We start from the raw sequence: 22,958 nt of genomic DNA on the forward strand, positions 1-22,958 counted from the left end.
GTTCACTTCCTTCATTTGTTTACACTCTTTTTTTTAAAAGGAAGAATATACCTCCTTTTAAATTTATTATAATAACGTAGTCATTCCTATAGTGTAAAGCTTTTCTTTCACATTCATACTTTTCACAAGAAAAGGACATTCTACAAGTAAGATATTCACTATTCAGTATTAATATTATTAATACAACAATGTGAGTTATGTTAAGTTTTTGTAAACTTTTCGATAAAATGTTTTAAAAAACGACAGTTTTTTGTTAGAATTGATTAGCCAATATATTTTACATATATTACTTTTGTGGGGGTAACAATAATGGTCTTTAAATCAAAGAAAGATAAATTTTCTGAAATGCTAATGAATGTTTCCGAAAATTTAAAAGAAGGCGCGCAGTTTTTCGTGGAGTATAAAATTAAAAATGCTAGCGATTTAAAAGAGTTTTCTATGCGCATGAAAGAGTATGAGTCAAAAGGTGACTCATTCATTCACGAAATCATTATGGAGCTAAACAAAGCGTTTATTACTCCTATTGAACGTGAAGACATCCTACAGCTTGCAATGAGTATGGATGATGTATTAGACGGATTAGATCACAGTGCTGGTCTATTCGAAATGTATTCTATTACAGAAGCTGATGAATACATGATTAAATTCGTTGAAGCAATTAATCAATGTGCAATTGAGATTGCAAATTCTGTTGAACTACTGTCTAAAAAGAAATTAGTCGATATTCGTACAAATGCGATTAAGATTAAGGATTACGAGTCACAATGTGATGATATTCGCCGTCATGCGATTAAGCATCTATTCTCTCGTGAGAAAGATCCGATTAAGATTATTCAATTTAAAGAGATTTACGAAGAGCTTGAAGAAGTAGCTGATAGCTGTCAAAGCGTTGCAAACGTATTAGAAACAATCATTATGAAGAACGCGTAAGGAGTTTGATCATGGATACACTCTTGATACTGACCGTTTTAGTAGTCATTTGCGCTTTAGCTTTTGACTTTATCAATGGATTTCACGATACAGCAAACGCTATTGCAACGGCTGTTTCAACTAAAGCTCTAAAGCCTAGACATGCAATTGTTATGGCAGCTATTATGAACTTTTTAGGTGCGATGACATTTACAGGTGTAGCAAAAACTATTACAAAAGATATCGTTGACCCGTTTGCCTTGCCAAATGGTTCTCTTGTAATTTTAGCTGCTTTGCTTGCGGCAATAGTCTGGAATTTGCTCACTTGGTACTATGGCATTCCAAGTAGTTCTTCGCATGCAATCATTGGCGCAATCGCTGGTGCAGCAATTGCTGCTGCTGGTATTAGCTCATTAAACTATAAAGGGTTTATAAAAATTCTTGAAGCTTTAATCATTTCACCGATTATCGCTTTTGTTATTGGTTACATCGTATATAGTATTTTTAAAGTGGTCTTTAAAAACTTTAACTTAACGAAAACGAACAAGAACTTCCGTATATTCCAGATCTTCACTGCAGCATTACAAGCTTACACACATGGTACGAATGATGCACAAAAAGCAATGGGAATCATTACGATGGCTCTTATGGCCAATAACTATCATACTTCTGACGACATCCCGTTCTGGGTACAATTATGTTGTGCAATCGCAATGGGTCTTGGTACTTCTGTCGGTGGATGGAAAATTATTAAAACTGTCGGTGGACAAATTATGAAAATTCGTCCTGTAAATGGTGTAGCTGCCGATTTATCATCATCACTTGTTATTTTCGGTGCAACATTCATTCACTTACCGGTTAGTACAACGCACGTTATCTCTTCTTCTATTTTAGGGGTTGGTGCTTCACATCGTGTGAAAGGTGTAAAATGGGGAACTGCAAAACGCATGTTAATTACATGGGTTATTACACTTCCTATTTCAGCTTCTTTAGCTGCATTATTTTACTACTTATTACACTTAATCTTTTAATCAAAAGTCGTCTTCCTTATTTTTCTAGGAAGACGACTTTTTTGTGAACAAGCCTATTTCTTATTAAAAAGCGTGTATAATGATTGATGGATAAGTTATATAGAGGAGTTGGCAATTTTGGAATACATCATGTTACTTTTCATCGGATTAATCGCCGGGACAGTCGGGAGCCTAGTCGGACTTGGAGGCGGAATTATTATCGTTCCGTTATTAATTGGATTACACAGTTTATCACCACAACTCGCAGTAGGAACTTCTATGGTAACCGTCGTTTTTACGGGGCTGTCTTCTACCCTTACTTATATGAAACATAAACGGGTAGATTATAAAAGTGGACTTATTTTATTTATCGGGAGTGGCCCTGGTGGTATTATCGGATCATGGGCAAACAAATTTTTAAACCAAGATACATTTTCTTTATACTTTGGGATTTTTCTTATATTCGTCTCCATTCTTCTTATACTACGAGACAAATTGAAACCTCTTTCCCTATCAAATATGACTGTAATTAAGCGATCTTTTACAGATAACGAAGGAAATACTGTAGACTATCAATTCCCACCATTTCTCGCTATCTTTATTGCCTTTATAGTTGGATTTATATCCGGATTATTCGGAATCGGTGGTGGCGCCTTACTTGTGCCAGCGATGATGCTTCTTTTTGCGTTCCCAGCACACATTGCTGTAGCAACTTCAATGTTTATCGTATTTCTCTCAGCAATTGTAAGTTCTTTAACTCACATCTCTCTAGGAAATGTCAGCTGGGCTTATGCATTAATTCTTATTCCTGGTGCATGGATTGGCGGAAAAATCGGGGCTTATATTAACACAAAATTAAGTGGTAATGCAGTAATTAATTTATTACGTATCACATTAATTATTCTTGGAACTAGATTAATCATTACTTCATTTTTATAACGCGTTCTTTCTAGAATGCGTTTTTTCTTATACACATGAATATAAAAAGGCTCCTAGGAGAACAAATAAAACTAAACAAACACTTAATAGCATAAAATTTGAAATATGTACTTTCTTCAAGTTGATCACTCCTATAGCTATGACTGTTATCTTTATGATAGCGAAAAAACAGTTATCTTACAGTTACAAAGTGCTAACAATGCAAAATCATTTATTACAAATTTTATCCTTATATTTCATTTCTTTGTATAATCTATCGATTCAATAAAAAAAGATGTCATATTGACATCTTTTTAGTGAAGAAGTGACCATCCCATAAAGTCTTCATGTACTTGGCACGCCCTCTTATCGTTTCGATCATATAATTCAGCATAACTATCTGTTTCTTCATCATAAGCCATCGTATAAATAATTTGGCCGTCTATTTCAACGGATAAAACGACTCCACCTTTCATCTCTTCTACATGAATGATAGCATTCGCCGGAATTCTCATATCCGTCATCTTCATCGCATCTAACAATATACTAAACCCCCTACAGCGTATTCATTGCTAGTACTATTACACACTAAATAGTATACTACTGTAATAGCATACATTTCGTCAATGAAATTACTGTTTAAAAAGCATATTATCTTTATACATATACGCTAAAATATAAGAAATAGAAATATTTTAATGGGGGGCTAACATTGATTCTACATAAGGGAGATATATTATTCCGTCAAGGTGAGGACGGTCCTTTATACTTTATAAAAACAGGTTTATTAAAAGTTATTCGATTAGAAGAAAACGGAACACCATTTTTATTTAATATTATCGTTCCTGGTGAAACGATACCTCACCATTCTTTAATTTCACCGAAGGAATATCATGGTACAGCTATCGCTTTAATGAAAACAGAAGTGGAGCCTATAATTAGCAATGAATGGTACGACAAACTTCAAGCAAATCCTGCATCATATGAAAATATCGCTATACAATTACAATCGAAGTTAAGAATGATGCAACAGCGTATCGATCAATTGACAACTGTCTCTCCTAAAGAGCGCCTTCATCGTTTACAAGAATGGTTCACCTTATATTTAGGTGACATCCCTATTTATGAAATATTAACACAAACTGAAATTGGTCAGCTCATAGGTGTACGCCGCGAAACAGTTAATCGCTTATTAAGAGAACAAGCAAAAAACGAGGTAAAATAATACCTCGTTTTTTGCTTGGCAACATTAATCTATTGTAAGCTTGCTGCGGGACCGAAAAATTCATAATGAATGTTCTCTTGTTTAACACCCAAATCAATTAATGCAGCATTTATATGCTTCATAAATGGTACTGGACCGCAGAAATAAAATTCTGCTTCAGTTGTTGGAATAATAGTTTGTAACCATTCACGTTCAATGAATCCTTCTTTATCAAAATTCTTCATTTCCACATCTTGCTCTGTCGGTGAAGAATAGCAAGTATATGCTTTAACTTGTTCATACTCTTTTTCTACTGCCTCAACATGCTCTTTCATCGCATGTGTATTACTATTTATCGCCGCATGAACAAAGCATACATTACGCTTTGATTCTTGTTCAATTAGCGTATTTAACATGCTCATCATCGGTGTAATCCCTACCCCACCACTAATTAGTACAACAGGTAATGTTGAATCCATATTTAATACGAAATCTCCCGCTGGTGCACTTACTGGTAAGACATCTCCTTCCCCTACATGATCATGTAAGTAATTAGATACTTTACCATCTGGTGTATCTACACCTTTTTCTTTCTTTACACTAATACGATAATATTCTTTTCCTGGAGCATCAGACAAGCTATATTGACGATTATGTGTATATGTTTCACCTTTAATATTTATTTGAATCGTTACATATTGTCCTGGGATGAATGAAGAAACTTTCCCGCCATCTTCAGGTTTTAAATAAAATGATGTAATAACGTCGCTTTCCTTCACTTTTTTAACAATCACAAAGTTGCGGAAATCTTTCCATCCACCTTCTTTATGTGCAGCTTCTTCATACATACCCGCTTCAATGCTAATGAATGCATCAGCAATGACGCCATACGCTTCTCCCCATGCATTTAAAACTTCATCAGGTGCGCCTGCGACCTCTTTAATCGCTCGTAGTAAGCATGTACCTACTATTGGATAATGCTCTGCTTTAATACCTAAACTTCTATGCTTATGACCGATTTGTTTTACAACTGGAATAATAGCTTCTAAATTATCAATGTACGTTGCAGCTGCATAAACAGCGTTTGCTAACGCTTGTTGTTGTCTTCCCTTTTTCTGATTCGTATGGTTGAAAATATTCAATAACTCCGGATGTTCCGAAAATAAAATTTGATAAAATCTCGTTGTAATTTCAACGCCTTTTTCCTGTAATAACGGTACTGTTGACTTTACGATTTCAATTGTTTTTGCACTTAACATTGTATCCCACTCCTCTATTTCCTTAACTGTTTTTAGTTTAACTGAATTGTATAATACATATTGTGATTTTAATCACTATTAACACGGTGTTTTTGTGAAAAATATATGAACAATGCACATATTAAGTAAATTTTAATTAGCCCTCATTAATTGTGCTCAAAAAAAGCTAACTAGAATTCTAGCTAGCCTACTACTTTGTTTGTATCGCTTGTTCAATTACTCTTATATTCTGTCCATCTCCAAACTCTGTATACCCCCATACATTCGTTTCACCTTTATATTTATTCACAAGTATATCCAGGTCATGGTATACGCGATGAGCATAGACTACATACTCAACATTCTGAAGCTCCACACCTTTCTTTACAATTTCATAACTTCTATTCACATCGCGTTTTATTTTTTCATTTTGTATTTCTTTATGTATATTTTTTAAAGAGGCTTCTTGCTCTTGAAACCATTGTTTAAAATGTTTCCAGTCCCCATCTGTATATTTCTCTGCCTTACCATAATTCAAGAAATTATTATAACTTTCATGTGTCGTACGAACAAAATCGAGTGTCTTCTTCTTCTCTTGTACCTCTTCTATTTGTGCTACTGTATTTACTCCAGCAGACTTATTCGCATAATATAATAGTACTTTCATAAGACTATAGCTCGCTATTGCCATCACAGTAATAGTTACCAATACACTTAACAATCTCTTCATATACAGAACCCCTTTTCTACTATGAATATTACAATGTACTGTTACACTTGTAACATTCTCTCGTAGAAATATAATTCCTGTTTAAATCCTTCTTGTCATTTCGACACTATTTCCCTACAAACTTCTCCTTGGTAAATGCTCTTGTAAAACAACATAACCTTCATAAGCTGTATAACCGAGTATAGCCATTAATCCGATATAACAAGCAAATACTGTCCATTTCGTTTTCGTATCGACTTTATAATAATTTTCTTGTTGTTCTTTTTCTGTTTCCCATTCATTTAATTTTCTTTCTGACATTTCAAATGCTTCTCTTATATGAATTGTATGCATTTCTTTTTCATCTTCATATGGGACATAATCAAGCGGCTCAAACTTTGGTAAAAGGTACTCTAGCACTTCAATCTTTTGAAGTTCTCCTGTTTTTAATTCTTTTTCACGTTCTCTTTGTCTTAATACATTCATCTCATGGTGAATCATATAAATCGTTCGATGCACCGCACCAGTTTCTTTTAATTCCTCTTCAAGCCTAGCAACATATGCTTTCATTCCATCGATTCTATATCCTAATTCCTTAATCGGCTCATCTCTCTTTATTACTCTATATAGTTCCATGCAGCCGATAATAACAATAAATCCTCCCAAAATACTCTTATAGTAAATAGAATAGCCGAGTAGTAAAACTAGCCCTGCTCCCCAAATTTTCGTACTTACAACTGAAATTATTCGTCCACCATCTAACGGAGAAACTGGAATTAAGTTAAAGAAATTAATCATACTGCCAAGTAAAATAATAAGCGCCCAAAACGGCTCTTTCGTTACCAGATAAAGTGGAATCGCGGGTAAAAATGAAAGCAATCCGAAAAGAGGTCCCATATAGGCAATGTATGCTTCATCTTTTGCATTTTTCGGCATCTCTTTCATCCCAATAAGAGCCCCCATAAAAGGTATGAAGATTGCTGGCGATGTTGGTATACCTTTCTTTCGCGCTGCCCATAAATGCCCCATCTCATGTACAAACAACAAATAAACGAGTGCTACCCCAAACTTCCAACCATATATGACTGCGTATGCACCAAGCGATAAAAACATACTAAATACAGTTGAAAATTTTGCTAACTTAAAAATGGCAAATACCCATTTTAACTTAGACAGTAAAAATAACCCTATTGCAACGATAACTCCCCATAATCCTTTTTTATTATTTTTCATTTCCCTCTCCTTTATCTCGCTTTACTGAGTCATATACACTCATCAAAACTTATTCTTTTCTCTATTATGACATATTTTTTTCTATTGTTAGAAATAATGTTTATTTCATCCATTTTTAGCCAAAAATAAAAATAAAAGGAGGTAAATACAAATGAAATTACAATCTCTTATGATAGGCACTCTATCGTTTTTAGCTTCAACTCTTATTTTTTATACCGTCAGCTACGTATTGTTATTAGATTGGTTGCCAAATCACTTATTTATAGCCCTTATTATTCTTTCTGCTCTTATGATTTCTTTTCTAATTACACGAAAATCAATGAATGAGCCATCTGCAAAAGCAAAATAATAGAGGGGGACCTTTCCCCTCTATTATCATTTCCTAGGAAAGGCCATATAGACTTTACGATTCATATTTATCCCGCTATTTGCGGGCAGTAAGACTCCCACCTCAAAATTCAGCTGGAGCAAAGAAGTTAGGTGGGAGTCGTGCTAAAATCAGCGGGGGATTCCCCCCCACTGATTAAAGTTTCACTTTATCTTTGTAAATTCATTTTTTCACCATACTCTTTAACAATTTGAATAATGTTTTGAAATGCTCCTACTTTTTCTTTCTTACTATTTAATATTTGTAAATCGTAATTATCATAATAGGTTTCTAGTGATTTTAATTGTGATTCTGAAGCATCTTTTATCGGAACAGTAACATTCAATTCATACTGTTTATACCCTTCCTTTACTTTTTCAGCTGAAATCATTTCACTATCTTTTGCTCCAATTAATTTTTGAACCTTTTCCGGGAAAATCAATTGCAAATAATATTCTTGTTCCTTTGCTAACTTATTATATAGTGATTGTGAAATCGTATAACGTACCGTATAATTTATTTTTTGATCGCCTGCTTTAATATGAAACGCGGTGATCTGCAAATCTTTTTTCGTTACTTCCGTTAAAGGCCCTACTTGTATCTCATCTTCTTTTTGTTCTGGAATCTTTGGAAATATAGCCAAAAGTTTTTCAGTATCTTTTTCGTTCAGCATATACATATCTTTCTTATATTGAATCCATCCTCGGCGATCTTCTCCTCTTAACCATGCATAATATGTTTCTATTTTCCCATCTCTACTAATTTGCATTTCATATTCCGGTTCACCAAAACTACCCGTTACTTCTTGTTTTTCCGCTTTGTTTATAATATCCACCACCAACTCCGCATCCATTTTCTTTAAATTTTTTTCTTCTTTACCTTTTTGTATAACAGTTATTTGTAATGGTTCTTTCACTTCATTCACTGTCTCCTCTACTTGTTTCGATTCCTTCTTTTGCTCGGCTTGACCACACGACGCGAGTAAAATAACACATAAAAACATTAAATATTTCCCTTTCAAATTGATTCTCCTTTTCCAATAAGAAATTCTTATAATCCTCATGCATAAAACAAAAACGTTACATTATATAGAATGAGCTATACTATACACTGAAGGGAGGATTTTACAATGTCCATTAATTTTCATGATGCAAATAATAAGTATACGTATGCAAATCGTAACGCACATATTTCATGGCAGGAAACAATAAACAATATTGTAGATGTACAAAACAAACAAGTAATTGATATAGGTTGTGGTGGAGGCATTTATACGAAAGAACTTGCTCTTATGGGAGCCAAAAATGTTGTTGGGCTTGATTTTTCAAAAGAAATATTACAAGCTGCAAAAGAAAATTGTAATGCCTTCCCAAACATTTCATTCATTCACGGTGATGCGCATAACATTCCATATCCTAACGAATCATTCGACCTTGTCATTTCTCGCGCAGTCATCCATCATTTACAAGATGTTCCTACATTTATACGAGAGGCTTCTCGCATATTAAAAAAGGACGGTACACTTATTTTACAAGACCGAACTATTGAAGATTGTACCATTCCAGGAAATCCTGAACACATTCGTGGATATTTTTTCTCTGTATTTCCAAAACTCATTGAAATAGAATCAAAAAGAAGACCAAAAACCACTACTATACAGCAAGAATTACAAAAATATTCTCTTCAAGTGTTCCCCATACAAACACAATGGGAAGTACGAAAAACACATGATTCTGTAGAAGCATTGCTGCAAGATTTATCTCCTCGAACCGGACGATCCATTCTATATGAATTAACAGATAATGAACTTTCTCAACTTCTACATCATATCCAAACGGCATTACAAAACGTCTCTCCTATCATCGAAAGAGATCGTTGGACAATTTGGAGCGCGAAAAAATTGTAAGGAAGGAAGCCTCACAAAATAATGTGAGGCTTCCTTCTTTCATAATCTAATTTTGCAACACTCTTGATATCCTCCACTCCTGGCCTGCGCACTTCCACACTTCGGACATACTAAATATCTAGACTGATTTGTCAACAAACTACCTTTTTGAAAGAGTAAAACTTCTGCTTGTTTAAACGAACGCGAATAATATAACCACATAAAACCAATTATAGCAATAATGCCAAATAATACTCCCATCGCAAGCATTTCAGTCACCTCTTTTGGTTTGTTCTTTCCAGCAAGTGGATTGTTGTATTATTCTCTGCAAATTCAAATAATTCCTTCCTTACTCCTATAAATATCGATTTTCTCCATAAACTTTACAATTCTCTATAATGTTTTACAGCATTTTTACAAACAGCATTAACCCTTATATTCTCAGCTATATTTCTACAGGAAGGTGTATTTCCAAAAAAATATGTTGACTTTCTAAAAAAAACATGTGAAAATATTGTCAGAATACTTAAATAAAAATTCATTGACGAGAACGAGTACGTTACAGGGCTGTTCCCCAGAGAATTGGTATTTTGCTGAAAGCCAATGCTCAGTTCGTAACCGAAAATCATCTCCGAGAAGTAGAACCGAATGCTGAAGTAAGTTCTTACCGGTCGTCCTCCGTTACAAGGAACACGTATCATGTTGTACGTTGTAAGCCGTATACATATAAATATATTTCTACATGTATAAATTAGGGTGGTATCGCGGGTAAATATAACTCGTCCCTTTCTTAAGGGACGAGTTTTTTGTGTTCTTACAATGAATTTACAAAAAAGGAGGCAAAAACAATGAACACTGTATCAAAAAAACATATTTTTTTCACAGGTCTTATGCTATTTTCTTTATTTTTTGGAGCAGGTAATTTAATTTTCCCTCCAATGCTTGGACAAAATGCTGGTGAAAACTTTTGGCCAGCAATGATTGGTTTTTTACTAACAGGAGTCGGCTTACCGCTACTTACTGTTATCGCCATTTCTCTATCAGGAAATGGAATGCAACAACTTGCAAGTCATGTTCACCCATCATTCGGAATATTCTTTACAGTAGTTGTATACATTGCAATCGGTCCATCTATGGGCATCCCACGTGTTGCTAATGTCGCTTATGAAATGGGAGTTAGTTCTTTCTTACCAGAAACTATTCGCTCTAGCAGCCTAGCGCTATTTTTATACACAGTCATCTTCTTTGCTATCGTATTTTGGCTTAGTTTAAATCCTTCTAAACTCGTCGATCGTATCGGAAGCGTATTAACACCTATTTTATTACTCTCTATTTTCTTATTATTCGTTAAGGGTGTATTTACACCCCTCGGGCAATCCGGACCAGCAATGCAAGAGTATCAAATTTCTCCAATTTTCAAAGGTTTTATGGAAGGATACTTAACAATGGATACCATTTCAGCACTTGCATTTGGAATTATCGTTGTAAATGCAATTCGCTCAAAAGGTGTGAATGACCGTAAATCCATTGCCATCGCAACAGCAAAAGCAGGACTTATTGCCGCTACCGGTCTCGTACTTGTATATGGTGCACTTGGCTGGCTCGGTACAACTAGTGTCTCTCTCGGATACGCAACAAATGGCGGACAGCTACTTACCGTTATCGTACAACAATTACTCGGTCCATATGGTTTAATTCTATTATCTCTTATCGTTACACTCGCTTGCTTAACAACATGTATTGGACTTGTATCTGCATGCAGTCAATACTTCTCAACATTATTAACGAAATTTTCATATAAAACGTTAGCAAGTGTCATTTGCTCGTTGGGATTATTAGTTGCCAACTTAGGTTTAACAAAAATTATCGCAATCTCTGTTCCTATTTTACTTGTTGTATATCCAATTGCGATTGTACTCGTATTACTATCATTACTTCATAAATATTTCGGTGGATATCGTTCTGTTTATGTAGGTGCGTTAATTGGATCTGCAGTTGTGAGCGTATTTGATGGTTTAAAACAAGGGAATATTCCTGTTTCATCTATCACATCTTATTTCGAGTTTATTCCATTATATAATGAAGGAATTGGCTGGTTAATACCAGCATTAATTGGGGCTATTATCGGTTTTGCTATCGCAAAATTAAGTGGTGCCAAAGCAGTACCATTAACGGATCATTCACCTGAATCGAAAGTATCATAAAAAAACTCCCATTTCGGGAGTTTTTTACATTTGATAAGAAGTATGATTAAAGCTACTTACTTTATAAGCTTTCGTATAGTAATCAATATTCGTATCCACTGTTTCTACTTTTACAACATCATAGCAATCTTCTTGTTTTACTAGAAATAAATAATATTCTTCTGTCGCCTCAATAATTGCAATACGATCTGTTTCAATATCATATTGTTCACAAAGTGCTTGCAACGCATTCACATAGTTACCTAATTTTTTCGTTTCATCCATTCCAAATATCGTTTGAACTAACATACACTCTCTCCCCTTTGTATGTACTGTTAACACCTTAATGATAACGCTTACATAATTAACCGTCAACAAAAAGCTTTGACCATATATAGCCAAAGCTTCCTTCTTATTTCGTCAATTGGTGTCTAAACGCATAAATAACCGCCTGTGTCCGGTCACTTACATTTAGCTTATTTAATATATTACTCACATGTGTCTTTACTGTTTTAAGGGCAATAAACAACTCATCTGCAATCTCTTGATTACTTTTCCCCTCTGCAATTAATAACAAAATTTCAGACTCTCTTTCTGTTAACTCCTCATGCAAAGGTTGTTCTTTCTTCTGACGCATACGAGACATCATTTTACCAGTAACTTTCGGCTCTAATACCGTTTCCCCATCATAAGTAGCTCGTACAGCATCTGCAATATCACTCGCTCTTGATGTTTTTAATAAATAACTTGTCGCCCCCGCCTCAATAACAGGATATAACTTTTCATCATCTAAAAAGCTCGTGACAACTACAATTTTCGCTTCTGGCCATTCTTGAATAATAGCACGTGTCGCTTCAACCCCATCCATCTCATCCATAACAAGGTCCATTAAAATAATATCCGGTCTTAATTGCAAAGCTAATTCTGAACCTTTTCTTCCATTTTCAGCTTCTCCAACTACTTCAATATCTGGCTGCGTTGATAAATATGCTGATACACCCATTCGAACCATTTCATGATCATCAACTAATAATACTTTTATCATGATTCTCCCCCTCTCTCAATCATAATCGGTACTTTCACTTCTATTTGCGTACCTTTATTCGGAAAACTAAGAACTTTTAATGTACCACCAATTTCATGAACTCGCTCTTGCATTGACCTTAAACCGTATGAACCAGCCTTATTAACACCAACTTTAAACCCAACACCGTCATCAATAATTTTCAAAATCGCATATTGATCAATTTTACGAAGGCGTACTTCGGTTTTCTTTGCCTTCGCATGCCGTAAAGTATTAGACAGCGCCTCTTGTACAATACGGAATAAATGATCCTCTACACCTTTTTTCAATTGAATCGGTTCAATTAACCATTCAATTTTCATATGTTGCTTTCTAGACAGTTCTGTTAATAATTCTTCTATACCCTCTGTTAGTTTCTTACCTTCTAACTGCACTGGGCGTAGATGAAGGAGCAATGCTCTCATTTCTGATTGTGCATTTACAACCATATTTTCAACAAGCTGCAACTGTTTTTGCGTCGTGTCTGGAATTTCAGCTACTTGTTCATTAATGGCTGACATCATCATCGACATTGCAAAAAGCTGCTGACTTACAGAATCATGCAGCTCTCTCGCTAATCGATGCCTTTCTTGAGAAATCGCTTCTTGTCTCATCTCTTCATTCCAATGGGCTCGTTCATTCGTTACTTTTTGAAATAGCCCAGCTTGCTCCTCTAAGCGACGAGCAAGACCAATTACTTTTCGTTCCACTTCATGAAATTCATCATCCGCAGTAAATGAAACATCACTCGGAAAATTCCCTCGCTCTACTTCAAATAGAAAAGTATTTAATCCTTGTATACGCTGCTCTATATAATAACCGATTGCATATCCTACAATTCCTCCGATAAGAAGACTCGTACTTATAATAAACAAGCCAATTGGAACAGAAGCAATGGATTCTTTCCATAGTAAATCATAAACTTGTTGCTCGCTTTTCCATACATATACAATTGTACAAATAAGTGCGATACTCACAGAGGACAACATAGAATAACGAATATACATCCACGAAATATTCCTTTGTTTTTTCATTATACTTTCCTCACTTCCGTATCGCCTACGACAAGCGAAGAAATAATTTTAATACGACGAGGGGCTTCTTTATACTGTTCTGTTCTAAACGTAACATTACGGTTAAATCCAGTTTCTTCATGTCCTGGCAGGAGCACTCGCCCAACAATAACAGAATGATTTAAAGACAATTCAATATCATATGGTACATATAAACGAATATTACCAATGACGCCCCGAATAACAATAACCGTTTCCCCCTCTGGAATCATAGCAGTTGTTAAATCAATCTCGACGTCACAAGCACCATATTGGACGTTAATATCCTCTATTTCATAAATATGATCCATCATTCGTACATTACCTACAAACATATTTTTTATATACGGTTCTGTACGATATATTTGTTTTTCTTCATTTATATATCCCTTTTCTTTAATTTCAACTTTCATTGCTTTTTGCCGATGTCCTTGTTGAATAAGTTGATAACCAATTAAAGCTAAACAAGCAAACACAACAAGTACGAATGCCGCTGATGAAAATAAGAAGAATAAGAAGACAATACCACCGACAAATAAAAATACATTCCCTCTTACATAACGGTTCTTCTTTCGATAATGCCTTCCAAACATAATCATAATAAATGCAAATATTAGACCACCTGGTTCAAAATGTCCAAGTATCATATCAAGAAAAAGACCGAATCCAAATATGATGAGGAGCATCCCCATAAATTGTGTTTTTGAAAATTGCTTCTTCATTTCAGCTCCCCCCTCCTTGTCACATATACATAGAAGAAAAGGCATTGCTTTCCAACACCTTTTCTCCTATCACTATATCATAAGCCTGTTTTATTATATACTACAATTATTTTGTTACTTCTTTCGTTAACGATACTTCATTTTTCTCTTTCATTTCACTCTCTAGTTTTGCAATTTTCATATCAAATGTATCACGCTCATGCTCTTCATTTATACGAAGCTCTATGTCACGAATGTGATCTTCAATTTCTTCGAATCGTAAGAACGGATTATTTTCATCCATTTTATGCATAGCAGTATTCATACGGCGGTTTGCATGCGCCATATTTTCACGTGCCATTAATTCCATACGCTTTGCGTTCATTTCTTTTAATTTATTTTTCATTTCTGAAAGACGACGCTCTAACTCATCAATTTGCTCTACAACACCAGCATACATTTCTTCTAAGCGAGTTACTTGCCCTTCATAATACGCTACTTCTTCTAATGCACGTTCATGCAATTGCAATTCGCCTGCTTCTTGTGCGATGATAGCTTGCTTTGATCTTTTATTAACGAAATAACGTGCTTGCTCAAGCTCACGAGCGAAGTTAGATTTTAATGTTTTATGACGCTGAATTAACTTCTCAATTTTTGTTATTTCACGCTCACTATCTCGTAAATATTGGTTTAACATAGCAATTGGATTTTTTCTTTCTTTCTCATCTAACACATTATGAAAATCAGCTAAAATTGCATCGCGTACACGTCCGAATAAAGATTGTTTCATTATAATCTTCCTCTCTTCTACTTTATAATTTGATTTATTTTATATTAGTTTTTCATTAACTTGTTCCACTCATCTTCAAAGTTGCTATATGGTTTAGCACTTTCTGGAGCAGAATCAACAACTACATTTTTTCCTTTTTTCCACTCACGGTATCCGTAGTATAAAACTACTAATGCTGCGATACCGATTAATGCTGGGGAATGAGAAAGTGCAATGGACAAACCGATTAAACCAACAATACCCCAAGCTAACTTTCCAAAGAATGATTTAGCTCGCACAAATGATTTATAGCTCCAGTACACAACTCCTGCTCCAATGGCGAATCCTACAATACCAGCAAGACTACCAAGAGCAATTAAAGCCAAAATACCGGCTGCGATAAACGCTAGAAATTGTTTCATCTTGTGCTTGCCTCCCTTCGATTTGATACTCTTATCTTAACTATTTTTTCATTTTTTCATAACGAGCTTAAGAACTGTTTTCGACTCAGACTTAAGACCGAGTTGAATTCAGCCTTTTGTAAAAATATAAGGAAAGATAGGATAACTCACTCTTTTATCGCACAGAAAAAGCCGTACAGAGAATATTCTCTGTACGGCTTTTTGTTGCTACGAATAAAATTCATATTTAATTATGCTGTTTTATGATACTCTTTCTTTTCCGCCACTTTAGAAAACCTCGGGAAACCAATTAATATAGAAATGATTCCACATACTCCAACTAAGATCGGATAAAATGCATATGGTAACAATTCGATCGGAGATAACGCAGCAAATCCTGCAGCTGTTAACATTTGAGCACCATATGGGATTAACCCTTGTATACAGCAAGAGAAAAGATCCAGTACACTCGCTGATTTACGGGGATCAATTTCATACCGATCCGCAATATTTTTCGCAAGCGGACCTGTAAAAATGATAGAGATTGTATTATTTGCTGTACAGATATTCGTCATACTCACTAAACCAGCAATGCCGAACTCTGCTCCTTTTTTCGAACGAATATTACGTGTTAAAAGATTCATTAAATATTGAATACCACCATTATACTGAATAAGCTCAACCATACCACCGATTAAAATGGCAAGTAATACTAATTCCATCATACTGCCCATTCCAGTCGTTACACTTTTAAAGAAACTCTCTAACGTATAACTTCCATCTATAAGACCGATAACACCAGATAGTACAGTTCCACCTGTCAATACGATAAGTACATTCCAACCAAGTAATGCTGTAACAAGTACACCTGCATATGGTAATATCTTCACCCAATCAAATGTTTGAGCTTTAATTTCTGTATCACTTCCTAAAGTAATCATTACTAATAGTACAATTGTAATGATTGCAGCTGGCAATACAATTAAAAAGTTCGTTTTAAACTTATCTTTCATTTCTGTTCCTTGCGACCTTACAGCTGCAATTGTTGTATCAGAAATAAATGATAAATTATCACCAAACATCGCTCCGCCCACAACAGTAGCCATCGTTAGTGCAATTGAAATATCAGTTTGTCCACTAATACCTACAGCAATTGGCGCTAATGCAGCAATAGTTCCCATTGAGGTTCCCATCGCTAATGAAATAAATGCCCCTATAACAAAAATTCCAGCAACGATAAATCCTTGGGGTAAAATAGATAACGCTAAGTTAACAGTGGAATCGACTCCGCCCATTCCTTTTGCTGTTTCAGAAAACGCCCCTGCAAGTACAAAAATTAAAACCATGATCATAATATCAGGGTTTCCTGCACCTTTTGCAAATCGTTCTACTTTCACATTAAAGCTTTCCTTACGATTCATCACTAAAGCAATTCCTACAGCAATTGAAATCGCTATAAGTATCGGCAATTTATAGAAATCACCTGTAATAATTCCAGAACCAATAAATAGTGCCAAAAATATCCCAAGCGGTAATAAAGCTAAACCATTTCCTCTCGTTTCTTTCAAAGTACCATCTCTCCCTAGTTTCAACCTTTTTCTAATGAATAACAAAAGACCTCTTCCAATGAGAAGAGGTCTTATACATCTATAAGAAACACTCTTCTCATCTTTCAAGCACATGCTTGCTGGATTTGGCACAGCACTCTGAAATCGAGTCCGCTGCCGAGGCATCGTAGGGCCAGTCCCTCCGCCTCTCTTTATAAGAAGGTTTCATATTTATTTTTAAATAATAATTTCTTTCCTAACTTTACTCGCTTACAAAACAAAAGTCAATTATTTTTTGTATAGATTTTTTTGGTAATTATACAAAAAGGTGAATAAACCAATCATTTCAACTTTTTAATTTCTTTATCCAATATTGAGATCCAATAAAATTTTCTATTTTTTATCGTCGCGATAATCCATTTTGTTGTATTCCATGCTAACTCATATTCTTCCTTTGTAACATCACCAATTTTGTAAGCATCCTCTAACTCGTCTTCATCCAGTACATAGACCTCACCGTTCGGTAACAATACTACATCTAAATATAAATCATCAAAATAAGGTAAACCACGATCGTCTATTTTAAATTCTTTCGTCACATCGATATAATATTGCACTAATTGTTTTTGATTGTCTAACATAGCTGTAATTGCAAAGTTTTTCCCGTTTATAAAATATTGCATCCATGTATACCCATCACCTGCAATGCAAAGCTCTTTACTATTGTATTCTTTATAACTAGGCTCTCTCACCTTTTTTATATCCAATATTCCTAACATACCTGCTTCAGCTTGTTTTACTGTGTATGTCTTCTCTAGTAATCGCTTCCACGTAGAACCATCACCGTACTTACGTTTCATAACTTTCTCTCCTCTTCTACATACAGAAAAGCTCTCACATAATATGTGAGAGCTTTTCAAATCATAATTAAGCCGCTTGACCCTTTTCAGATATCTCTTTTAAATAGGCTTGTCCTTTTTCAGCGTCATATTGACCTTCCCACTTAGACATAACTACAGCCGCTAAAGAGTTACCTACTACGTTAACTGCTGTACGAGCCATATCTAGAATACGGTCAATACCTGCAATAAACGCTAAACCTTCAGCTGGAATACCTACTGTACCAAGTGTTGCTAATAATACAACGAATGATACGCCCGGTACACCCGCGATACCTTTTGATGTAACCATTAATACAAGTAATAATGTAATTTGTTCTGTAATGGATAAATCAATACCGTACATTTGTGCTAAGAAAATTGCCGCAATTGCTTGATATAAAGTTGATCCATCTAAGTTAAATGAATAACCTGTTGGAATAACGAAAGATGTAATTGCTTTCGGACAACCGAATTTCTCCATTTTCTCCATAATTTTCGGTAAAACTGTTTCTGAGCTTGCAGTAGAATACGCTAAAATAAGCTCGTCTTTTAAAATTTTAAAGAATTGGAAAATGTTAATACCGAATATTTTCGCTGTAAGTCCTAATACAACTACAACGAAGAAGATCATTGCTCCGTATACTACAATGAGTAATTTCCCTAATGGAATTAATGAAGATAAACCGAATGTAGAAACTGTAACACCAATTAATGCGAATACACCAAACGGTGCAAATTTCATAACTTGGTTAGTCACGTAAAACATTGCGTCAGCTACACCTTGGAAAAATTGAAGAACCGGTCTTCCTCTTTCACCAATCGCCGCAACTCCTAAACCAAATAGTACAGAGAAGAAGATAATCGCAAGCATATCACCCTCAGCTAATGATTTCATAATATTCGTTGGAACGATATTCACAAATGTATCTGCAAACGAATGACTTTGTACTTGAGCTGTTGTTTCTGCATATTTAGAAATATCAGTCTTCGTCAATTGATCCATATTCACGCCTTTTCCAGGTTGGAAAATGTTCGCTATTAATAGACCAACAACAATTGCAATCGTTGTAATAATTTCAAAGTAAAGAATTGTTTTTCCGCCTAGTCGGCCTAACTTCTTAACATCACCAACACCAGCAACACCAACAACGATACTTGCTACAACAATCGGTACAACAATCATTTTAATTAATCGGATGAAAATATCACCAATTGGTTGTAAGTACTTCACCACTTCCTGATTGCCAAAGAAAATCGCCCCAACTGCAATACCAAGCGCAAGTCCTATTAAAATTTGCCATGCAAGTCCTATTCTTTTCATACTTGTGGTAACCCCCTCTTCGATGTGTCACTCTATCTCTCATTCTATCTCTATAAAACATGAAATTAAGAGTATTACATATTATTCGACAATTCACTACATTTTGTCCCTGTTAAAAATCATAAATCAAAATTTAAAATCTGACAACAAAATAAGTTTGCCCGAATGCAAATAATTTTCTTGACAAAAACAAAACCCATGTCAGAAAACCTCACATGAGAACGATTCCTCACTAGTGATTTATAGGTTTTTAAAGTAATGTTTCACCATCGAAAGCTCCATCATTTTCCATGTTTTTTTTAGAACAAAATAGAAAATGGTGCATTTTTGTATGCATGCAAAAATTTCACTTTATGACAAACACTACGAAAAGATACTAAATTCCGACAAAACTTAGCAAATTTATAAAGTTTTCTTTACATTATGATTACAACAATAGACACCCTTCTTCTTCTTATGATATATACATTCATAGGGAAAGGAGCAAGACAACAATGAAAAAGAAATTTGCAGCATTTAGTGTTTTAGCAGCTGGAACGATTTTCGTTTCCCCATTACTTTCACCCGTATACGCTGAAACGAATGAAAATAAATTATCTAATATTCAATCCGAATTAGAAGGCAAACAAAATGACTTACAAAATAAATCAGCTGAGAAAGAACAAATAGAAAAAGAAATCCAGGAATTACAAAAGAAAATCGACGAATTAACTACTTCTATTAATAAAAACGAAGCTGAATTAAAAGATACACAAAAAGAAATTAACAACACACAGCAAGTTATTACTGAAAAAAAGAAACATATAGAGCAATTACAAACGAACATAGATACACGGCAGGAAGTTATTAAACAACGACTACAATCTATGCAAGAGAAGCCTCGTACGAGTATCATTACAGAAGTATTAACAAATTCTGCAAATATTGCCGATCTTGTTGATAATATGTATTCTGTAAGTTTAATTTTAAATAACGATACAGATATTGTGAAAAAGCAAACAAGTGATCAAAATGCTGTGACGACAGAAAAAGAAGCTGTTGAGAAAAAAGAGCAACAACTGAAAGAATCCGAGCAAAAATTAGTACAAAAACAACAAGAGTTACAAAATAACCAACAACAGCAACAAACTTTTATTAACGATCTACATACGAAAGTAGCAAAAGTAGATTCTGAGATTGAAGGATTAGAAGAGTCAAAAGGTATTTTAGAAAACCAGCGTCAAGCTGTTCAAAAAGCAATTGAAGAAGAAAAACGTGCAGAAGAAGCGCGTAAAGTTGAAGAGGCACGCAAGGCTGAGGAAGCAAAAAAACAAGCCGCCGCTTCTGCTAAAGAAAGCACACAATCCGCACCAACACCGCAAGATACGAACAAAGGTGGATTTATTAAACCAGCAGCTGGATCGAAAACTTCAGGATTTGGTACACGTTCTTTAGATAACCATAAAGGAATCGATATTGCCGCTTCAGGGACAGTGCCAATCATGGCTGCTGCAGATGGCGTCGTTATCCGTTCAGAATTATCATCTAGTTACGGAAACGTTGTATACTTATCTCACCGTATAAACGGAAAAACATATACAACTGTATATGCACATATGAGTAGCCGTTCTGTATCTAATGGACAAACTGTAAAACAAGGTGATCAACTTGGGTTTATGGGAAATACTGGCCAATCTTTCGGACAACATTTACACTTCGAACTTCACCTTGGAGAATGGAATGTCGGTAAGACAAACGCTGTCGATCCATCTCCTTATATCGGACTATAAAAAACTCGGTGCATACCGAGTTTTTTTACTACCATTTCACACTTTTTAGGCATTTTACATAAACTACAACTAAATGCCTATATTTTGCGGGGTGGTAAATATGAATACACAATTACAAGAAGAAATAGAAGAAGCTAGAGAAACATACATCGGTCGGTTATTTACATTCGGCGGCTCAGCGTTATTTTTAATTGGATCATTTATCGCAGTTGTCACAGCTTATAAAGCATATAATCGCTTATTAAATACTTCTACAACATAATAAAAAGACGGAGAAATCTCCGTCTTTTTTATTATGCAAACATTTTAAATACGCCTACCGCATTTAAAAATACGATAATTACAGTTACCGGAATAACATAACGAAGTAAGAAGAACCAAATGTTAAATAATGTTTTCCCTTTCGTTTCCGTAACTTCTAATTCTTTCATTAATAACTCTTTACTCATTTTATTTGGTACGAATAGCGAAATGGCTAGTACTCCGAGTGGCAGTAACACATTACTTACCGAAAAATCGACGAAATCAAAGAATGTCTTACCAAATATTTTCACATCACTCATAATTCCAAACGATAACGCTGATGGAATTCCAACTGCAAAAATAAGAATACCAATTAATAACGAAGCTGACGGACGCTTCTTCTCATTATCTTTCGCAACAGATGCTACTACAATTTCAAGCATTGAAATCGCAGATGTTAAAGTCGCAAAGAAGAATAAAACTAAAAACATAATGAAGAAAAATTGTCCAAATGGAATTTTCGCAAAGACAGCAGGAAGAATGATAAACAGTAGCCCTGGTCCTTCTGTCGGTTTAACTCCTAATGCGAAAATCGCCGGAAAAATCGCTAATCCTGCAAGTACTGTAACAAATACAGTTAAACTTACAATAGATGTTGCTGATTTAGCTAAATGCTCTTCTTTCTTTAAATACGAACTATACGTTACCATTACCGAGGCACCTACCGTTAGTGAGAAGAAAGATTGTCCCATCGCATATAAAATCGTATCTGCTGTAAGCTTTGAAAAATCTGGTTTTAAGAAGAACTCTACCCCAGCCATAGCACCATCAAGTGTTAACGCACGAATAATGATAGCAATAAATAAAATGAATAATAGCGGCATCATGTACTTACTTGCCTTTTCTATGCCTTTTTCCACACCTTTACTAACAACAAAAATGGTACAAAGCATAAAGATGAATTGCGCCCCAATCGCACTTACTGGATTTGCAATTGTTTCAGCAAACAATTGCCCATAATCGACTACTCCGTTCCAGAAACTACCTGTGACACTATAGTATAAATAAAGTAAAATCCATCCACCTACAACGCTATAAAAAGACAGTACGCTAAAACAAGTAACAACCCCCATACGACCAATCCAAGGATATAACTTGCTATTTGGTACTAATACTTTATAAGCTGTAACTGCCTCTTTTTGAGTACTACGGCCAATAACAAATTCAGCTACAAGAAGAGGCATACCAATAAATATAGTTAATAGTAAGAATACAAGGAAGAATGCGCCTCCCCCGCCATTACCTGCAACATATGGAAACTTCCATATTGCCCCAAGACCTACTGCGGCTCCCGCTGCTGCGAGTACAAAGCCTATTTTCGACGTCCATTGCTGTGTTTCTTTCATTATAATTTCTCCTTTTCTGAATATTGTGATTTTTATTAATTATACACTTTCATTTCATACTCGCACACCTCCTTTAGAAAATAAAAAAGTCCCCTACACGCAAATATGCATGTAAAGGACGATATATGTAATATAAATACCGTGGTACC

Annotated in this window: 25 protein-coding genes, 1 riboswitch and 2 other annotated features (1 of these 28 running past the window's edge); of the genes, 9 read left to right on the plus strand and 16 right to left on the minus strand. The window is 35.0% G+C overall.

What is annotated here, in order from left to right:
• Positions 1 to 309: 309 nt before the first annotated feature.
• From JTF23_RS01985 to JTF23_RS01995, 3 genes are all read left to right on the plus strand, one after another.
• The gene (locus tag JTF23_RS01985; RefSeq protein WP_000231445.1) at positions 310 to 930 is read left to right on the plus strand and encodes a DUF47 domain-containing protein; all 621 of its coding nucleotides are present in this window, start codon (positions 310 to 312) and stop codon (positions 928 to 930) included.
• A gap of 11 nt (positions 931 to 941) precedes the next feature.
• Positions 942 to 1,940, plus strand: coding sequence for an inorganic phosphate transporter (locus JTF23_RS01990; RefSeq protein WP_002149443.1), 999 nt, complete (start codon positions 942 to 944; stop codon positions 1,938 to 1,940).
• 117 nt (positions 1,941 to 2,057) lie between these two features.
• Complete coding sequence (locus tag JTF23_RS01995; protein ID WP_002158631.1) at positions 2,058 to 2,858, plus strand: sulfite exporter TauE/SafE family protein; 801 nt, start codon at positions 2,058 to 2,060, stop codon at positions 2,856 to 2,858.
• Between the two features lie 293 nt (positions 2,859 to 3,151).
• On the opposite strand, the gene JTF23_RS02000 is transcribed toward JTF23_RS01995, so the two are convergent.
• Positions 3,152 to 3,379 (minus strand): hypothetical protein, encoded by a 228-nt coding sequence (locus tag JTF23_RS02000; protein ID WP_000883004.1) that lies wholly within the window; start codon positions 3,377 to 3,379, stop codon positions 3,152 to 3,154.
• Between the two features lie 170 nt (positions 3,380 to 3,549).
• Between JTF23_RS02000 and JTF23_RS02005 the strand changes: the two genes are divergently transcribed.
• Complete coding sequence (locus tag JTF23_RS02005) at positions 3,550 to 4,062, plus strand: Crp/Fnr family transcriptional regulator (RefSeq protein WP_078174430.1); 513 nt, start codon at positions 3,550 to 3,552, stop codon at positions 4,060 to 4,062.
• A gap of 29 nt (positions 4,063 to 4,091) precedes the next feature.
• Here JTF23_RS02005 and hmpA read toward each other — a convergent pair whose 3' ends face one another.
• The 3 genes from hmpA to JTF23_RS02020 form a co-directional block, all read right to left on the minus strand.
• Positions 4,092 to 5,300: an NO-inducible flavohemoprotein gene (hmpA, locus tag JTF23_RS02010; RefSeq protein ID WP_204207968.1), complete on the minus strand. Its 1,209-nt coding sequence runs from the start codon at positions 5,298 to 5,300 to the stop codon at positions 4,092 to 4,094.
• 190 nt (positions 5,301 to 5,490) lie between these two features.
• Positions 5,491 to 6,009 carry a hypothetical protein gene (locus JTF23_RS02015; RefSeq protein WP_204207969.1) on the minus strand — a complete coding sequence of 173 codons (519 nt, stop codon included), beginning with the start codon at positions 6,007 to 6,009 and terminating at the stop codon, positions 5,491 to 5,493.
• 114 nt (positions 6,010 to 6,123) lie between these two features.
• A complete protein-coding gene (locus JTF23_RS02020) occupies positions 6,124 to 7,221 on the minus strand; it encodes a site-2 protease family protein (RefSeq protein WP_002158635.1) in 1,098 nt (365 codons plus the stop codon).
• Between the two features lie 151 nt (positions 7,222 to 7,372).
• On the opposite strand from JTF23_RS02020, the gene JTF23_RS02025 reads away from it, so the two are divergent.
• The gene (locus JTF23_RS02025; RefSeq protein ID WP_204207970.1) at positions 7,373 to 7,570 is read left to right on the plus strand and encodes a hypothetical protein; all 198 of its coding nucleotides are present in this window, start codon (positions 7,373 to 7,375) and stop codon (positions 7,568 to 7,570) included.
• 187 nt (positions 7,571 to 7,757) lie between these two features.
• Here JTF23_RS02025 and JTF23_RS02030 read toward each other — a convergent pair whose 3' ends face one another.
• Positions 7,758 to 8,609, minus strand: a complete 852-nt coding sequence (locus tag JTF23_RS02030) for a YhfM domain-containing protein (RefSeq protein ID WP_204207971.1) — start codon at positions 8,607 to 8,609, stop codon at positions 7,758 to 7,760.
• A 108-nt stretch (positions 8,610 to 8,717) separates the two neighbouring features.
• Between JTF23_RS02030 and JTF23_RS02035 the strand changes: the two genes are divergently transcribed.
• Entirely contained in the window at positions 8,718 to 9,494 is a 777-nt protein-coding gene (locus JTF23_RS02035) for a class I SAM-dependent methyltransferase (RefSeq protein WP_002202642.1), read from the plus strand.
• Between the two features lie 39 nt (positions 9,495 to 9,533).
• Here JTF23_RS02035 and JTF23_RS02040 read toward each other — a convergent pair whose 3' ends face one another.
• Entirely contained in the window at positions 9,534 to 9,743 is a 210-nt protein-coding gene (locus JTF23_RS02040) for a hypothetical protein (protein WP_000880630.1), read from the minus strand.
• Between the two features lie 262 nt (positions 9,744 to 10,005).
• Positions 10,006 to 10,263 (plus strand) — a binding site (T-box leader).
• A 58-nt stretch (positions 10,264 to 10,321) separates the two neighbouring features.
• On the opposite strand from JTF23_RS02040, the gene brnQ3 reads away from it, so the two are divergent.
• Entirely contained in the window at positions 10,322 to 11,677 is a 1,356-nt protein-coding gene (gene brnQ3 / locus JTF23_RS02045; protein ID WP_204207972.1) for a branched-chain amino acid transport system II carrier protein BrnQ3, read from the plus strand.
• A 24-nt stretch (positions 11,678 to 11,701) separates the two neighbouring features.
• On the opposite strand, the gene JTF23_RS02050 is transcribed toward brnQ3, so the two are convergent.
• The 9 genes from JTF23_RS02050 to gltP all read right to left on the minus strand — a co-directional run bounded on the left by JTF23_RS02050 (position 11,702) and on the right by gltP (position 19,391).
• Positions 11,702 to 12,058 (minus strand): DUF3992 domain-containing protein, encoded by a 357-nt coding sequence (locus tag JTF23_RS02050; RefSeq protein WP_002158639.1) that lies wholly within the window; start codon positions 12,056 to 12,058, stop codon positions 11,702 to 11,704.
• 10 nt (positions 12,059 to 12,068) lie between these two features.
• Positions 12,069 to 12,701, minus strand: coding sequence for a response regulator (locus JTF23_RS02055; RefSeq protein ID WP_000598709.1), 633 nt, complete (start codon positions 12,699 to 12,701; stop codon positions 12,069 to 12,071).
• Entirely contained in the window at positions 12,698 to 13,753 is a 1,056-nt protein-coding gene (locus JTF23_RS02060) for a sensor histidine kinase (RefSeq protein ID WP_002202645.1), read from the minus strand. Before JTF23_RS02060 ends, JTF23_RS02055 begins: the two co-directional genes overlap by 4 nt.
• Positions 13,753 to 14,493: a cell wall-active antibiotics response protein LiaF gene (gene liaF, locus JTF23_RS02065; protein WP_002126337.1), complete on the minus strand. Its 741-nt coding sequence runs from the start codon at positions 14,491 to 14,493 to the stop codon at positions 13,753 to 13,755. Before liaF ends, JTF23_RS02060 begins: the two co-directional genes overlap by 1 nt.
• A gap of 106 nt (positions 14,494 to 14,599) precedes the next feature.
• The gene (locus JTF23_RS02070; protein WP_002011675.1) at positions 14,600 to 15,262 is read right to left on the minus strand and encodes a PspA/IM30 family protein; all 663 of its coding nucleotides are present in this window, start codon (positions 15,260 to 15,262) and stop codon (positions 14,600 to 14,602) included.
• A 44-nt stretch (positions 15,263 to 15,306) separates the two neighbouring features.
• The gene (locus JTF23_RS02075; protein WP_002011676.1) at positions 15,307 to 15,663 is read right to left on the minus strand and encodes a lmo0954 family membrane protein; all 357 of its coding nucleotides are present in this window, start codon (positions 15,661 to 15,663) and stop codon (positions 15,307 to 15,309) included.
• A 230-nt stretch (positions 15,664 to 15,893) separates the two neighbouring features.
• Positions 15,894 to 17,210: a Na+/H+ antiporter NhaC family protein gene (locus JTF23_RS02080; protein ID WP_204207973.1), complete on the minus strand. Its 1,317-nt coding sequence runs from the start codon at positions 17,208 to 17,210 to the stop codon at positions 15,894 to 15,896.
• Positions 17,211 to 17,304: 94 nt separating this feature from the next.
• Positions 17,305 to 17,410, minus strand: a riboswitch (SAM riboswitch).
• A gap of 120 nt (positions 17,411 to 17,530) precedes the next feature.
• The gene (locus tag JTF23_RS02085; protein WP_204207974.1) at positions 17,531 to 18,049 is read right to left on the minus strand and encodes a ribonuclease FAU-1 family protein; all 519 of its coding nucleotides are present in this window, start codon (positions 18,047 to 18,049) and stop codon (positions 17,531 to 17,533) included.
• Between the two features lie 67 nt (positions 18,050 to 18,116).
• On the minus strand, positions 18,117 to 19,391 hold the full coding sequence (gene gltP, locus JTF23_RS02090) for a glutamate/aspartate:proton symporter GltP (RefSeq protein ID WP_204207975.1): 1,275 nt from the start codon (positions 19,389 to 19,391) through the stop codon (positions 18,117 to 18,119).
• Positions 19,392 to 19,885: 494 nt separating this feature from the next.
• Between gltP and JTF23_RS02095 the strand changes: the two genes are divergently transcribed.
• On the plus strand, positions 19,886 to 21,160 hold the full coding sequence (locus tag JTF23_RS02095; RefSeq protein WP_204207976.1) for a murein hydrolase activator EnvC family protein: 1,275 nt from the start codon (positions 19,886 to 19,888) through the stop codon (positions 21,158 to 21,160).
• Between the two features lie 100 nt (positions 21,161 to 21,260).
• Entirely contained in the window at positions 21,261 to 21,422 is a 162-nt protein-coding gene (locus tag JTF23_RS02100; protein ID WP_002158647.1) for a hypothetical protein, read from the plus strand.
• A 31-nt stretch (positions 21,423 to 21,453) separates the two neighbouring features.
• Here the strand turns inward: JTF23_RS02100 and JTF23_RS02105 are convergent, their stop codons facing one another.
• Positions 21,454 to 22,809 carry a sodium-dependent transporter gene (locus JTF23_RS02105; RefSeq protein ID WP_002201186.1) on the minus strand — a complete coding sequence of 452 codons (1,356 nt, stop codon included), beginning with the start codon at positions 22,807 to 22,809 and terminating at the stop codon, positions 21,454 to 21,456.
• Between the two features lie 111 nt (positions 22,810 to 22,920).
• Positions 22,921 to 22,958, minus strand: a binding site (T-box leader); it runs 210 nt beyond the window's last position.

It is taken from the genome of Bacillus sp. RIT 809 (genome assembly GCF_016892495.1).
Classification (GTDB): Bacteria; Bacillota; Bacilli; order Bacillales; family Bacillaceae_G; genus Bacillus_A; species Bacillus_A cereus_U.

Coding starts and splice junctions, on each gene's coding strand:
- JTF23_RS01985 (WP_000231445.1), top strand. CDS start 310: ATGGTCTTTAAATCAAAGAAAGATAAATTTTCTGAAATGCTAATGAAT.
- JTF23_RS01990 (WP_002149443.1), top strand. CDS start 942: ATGGATACACTCTTGATACTGACCGTTTTAGTAGTCATTTGCGCTTTA.
- hmpA (WP_204207968.1), bottom strand. CDS start 5,300: ATGTTAAGTGCAAAAACAATTGAAATCGTAAAGTCAACAGTACCGTTA.
- JTF23_RS02015 (WP_204207969.1), bottom strand. CDS start 6,009: ATGAAGAGATTGTTAAGTGTATTGGTAACTATTACTGTGATGGCAATA.
- JTF23_RS02020 (WP_002158635.1), bottom strand. CDS start 7,221: ATGAAAAATAATAAAAAAGGATTATGGGGAGTTATCGTTGCAATAGGG.
- JTF23_RS02025 (WP_204207970.1), top strand. CDS start 7,373: ATGAAATTACAATCTCTTATGATAGGCACTCTATCGTTTTTAGCTTCA.
- JTF23_RS02035 (WP_002202642.1), top strand. CDS start 8,718: ATGTCCATTAATTTTCATGATGCAAATAATAAGTATACGTATGCAAAT.
- JTF23_RS02040 (WP_000880630.1), bottom strand. CDS start 9,743: ATGCTTGCGATGGGAGTATTATTTGGCATTATTGCTATAATTGGTTTT.
- brnQ3 (WP_204207972.1), top strand. CDS start 10,322: ATGAACACTGTATCAAAAAAACATATTTTTTTCACAGGTCTTATGCTA.
- JTF23_RS02055 (WP_000598709.1), bottom strand. CDS start 12,701: ATGATAAAAGTATTATTAGTTGATGATCATGAAATGGTTCGAATGGGT.
- JTF23_RS02060 (WP_002202645.1), bottom strand. CDS start 13,753: ATGAAAAAACAAAGGAATATTTCGTGGATGTATATTCGTTATTCTATG.
- liaF (WP_002126337.1), bottom strand. CDS start 14,493: ATGAAGAAGCAATTTTCAAAAACACAATTTATGGGGATGCTCCTCATC.
- JTF23_RS02070 (WP_002011675.1), bottom strand. CDS start 15,262: ATGAAACAATCTTTATTCGGACGTGTACGCGATGCAATTTTAGCTGAT.
- JTF23_RS02075 (WP_002011676.1), bottom strand. CDS start 15,663: ATGAAACAATTTCTAGCGTTTATCGCAGCCGGTATTTTGGCTTTAATT.
- JTF23_RS02085 (WP_204207974.1), bottom strand. CDS start 18,049: ATGAAACGTAAGTACGGTGATGGTTCTACGTGGAAGCGATTACTAGAG.
- gltP (WP_204207975.1), bottom strand. CDS start 19,391: ATGAAAAGAATAGGACTTGCATGGCAAATTTTAATAGGACTTGCGCTT.
- JTF23_RS02095 (WP_204207976.1), top strand. CDS start 19,886: ATGAAAAAGAAATTTGCAGCATTTAGTGTTTTAGCAGCTGGAACGATT.
- JTF23_RS02100 (WP_002158647.1), top strand. CDS start 21,261: ATGAATACACAATTACAAGAAGAAATAGAAGAAGCTAGAGAAACATAC.
- JTF23_RS02105 (WP_002201186.1), bottom strand. CDS start 22,809: ATGAAAGAAACACAGCAATGGACGTCGAAAATAGGCTTTGTACTCGCA.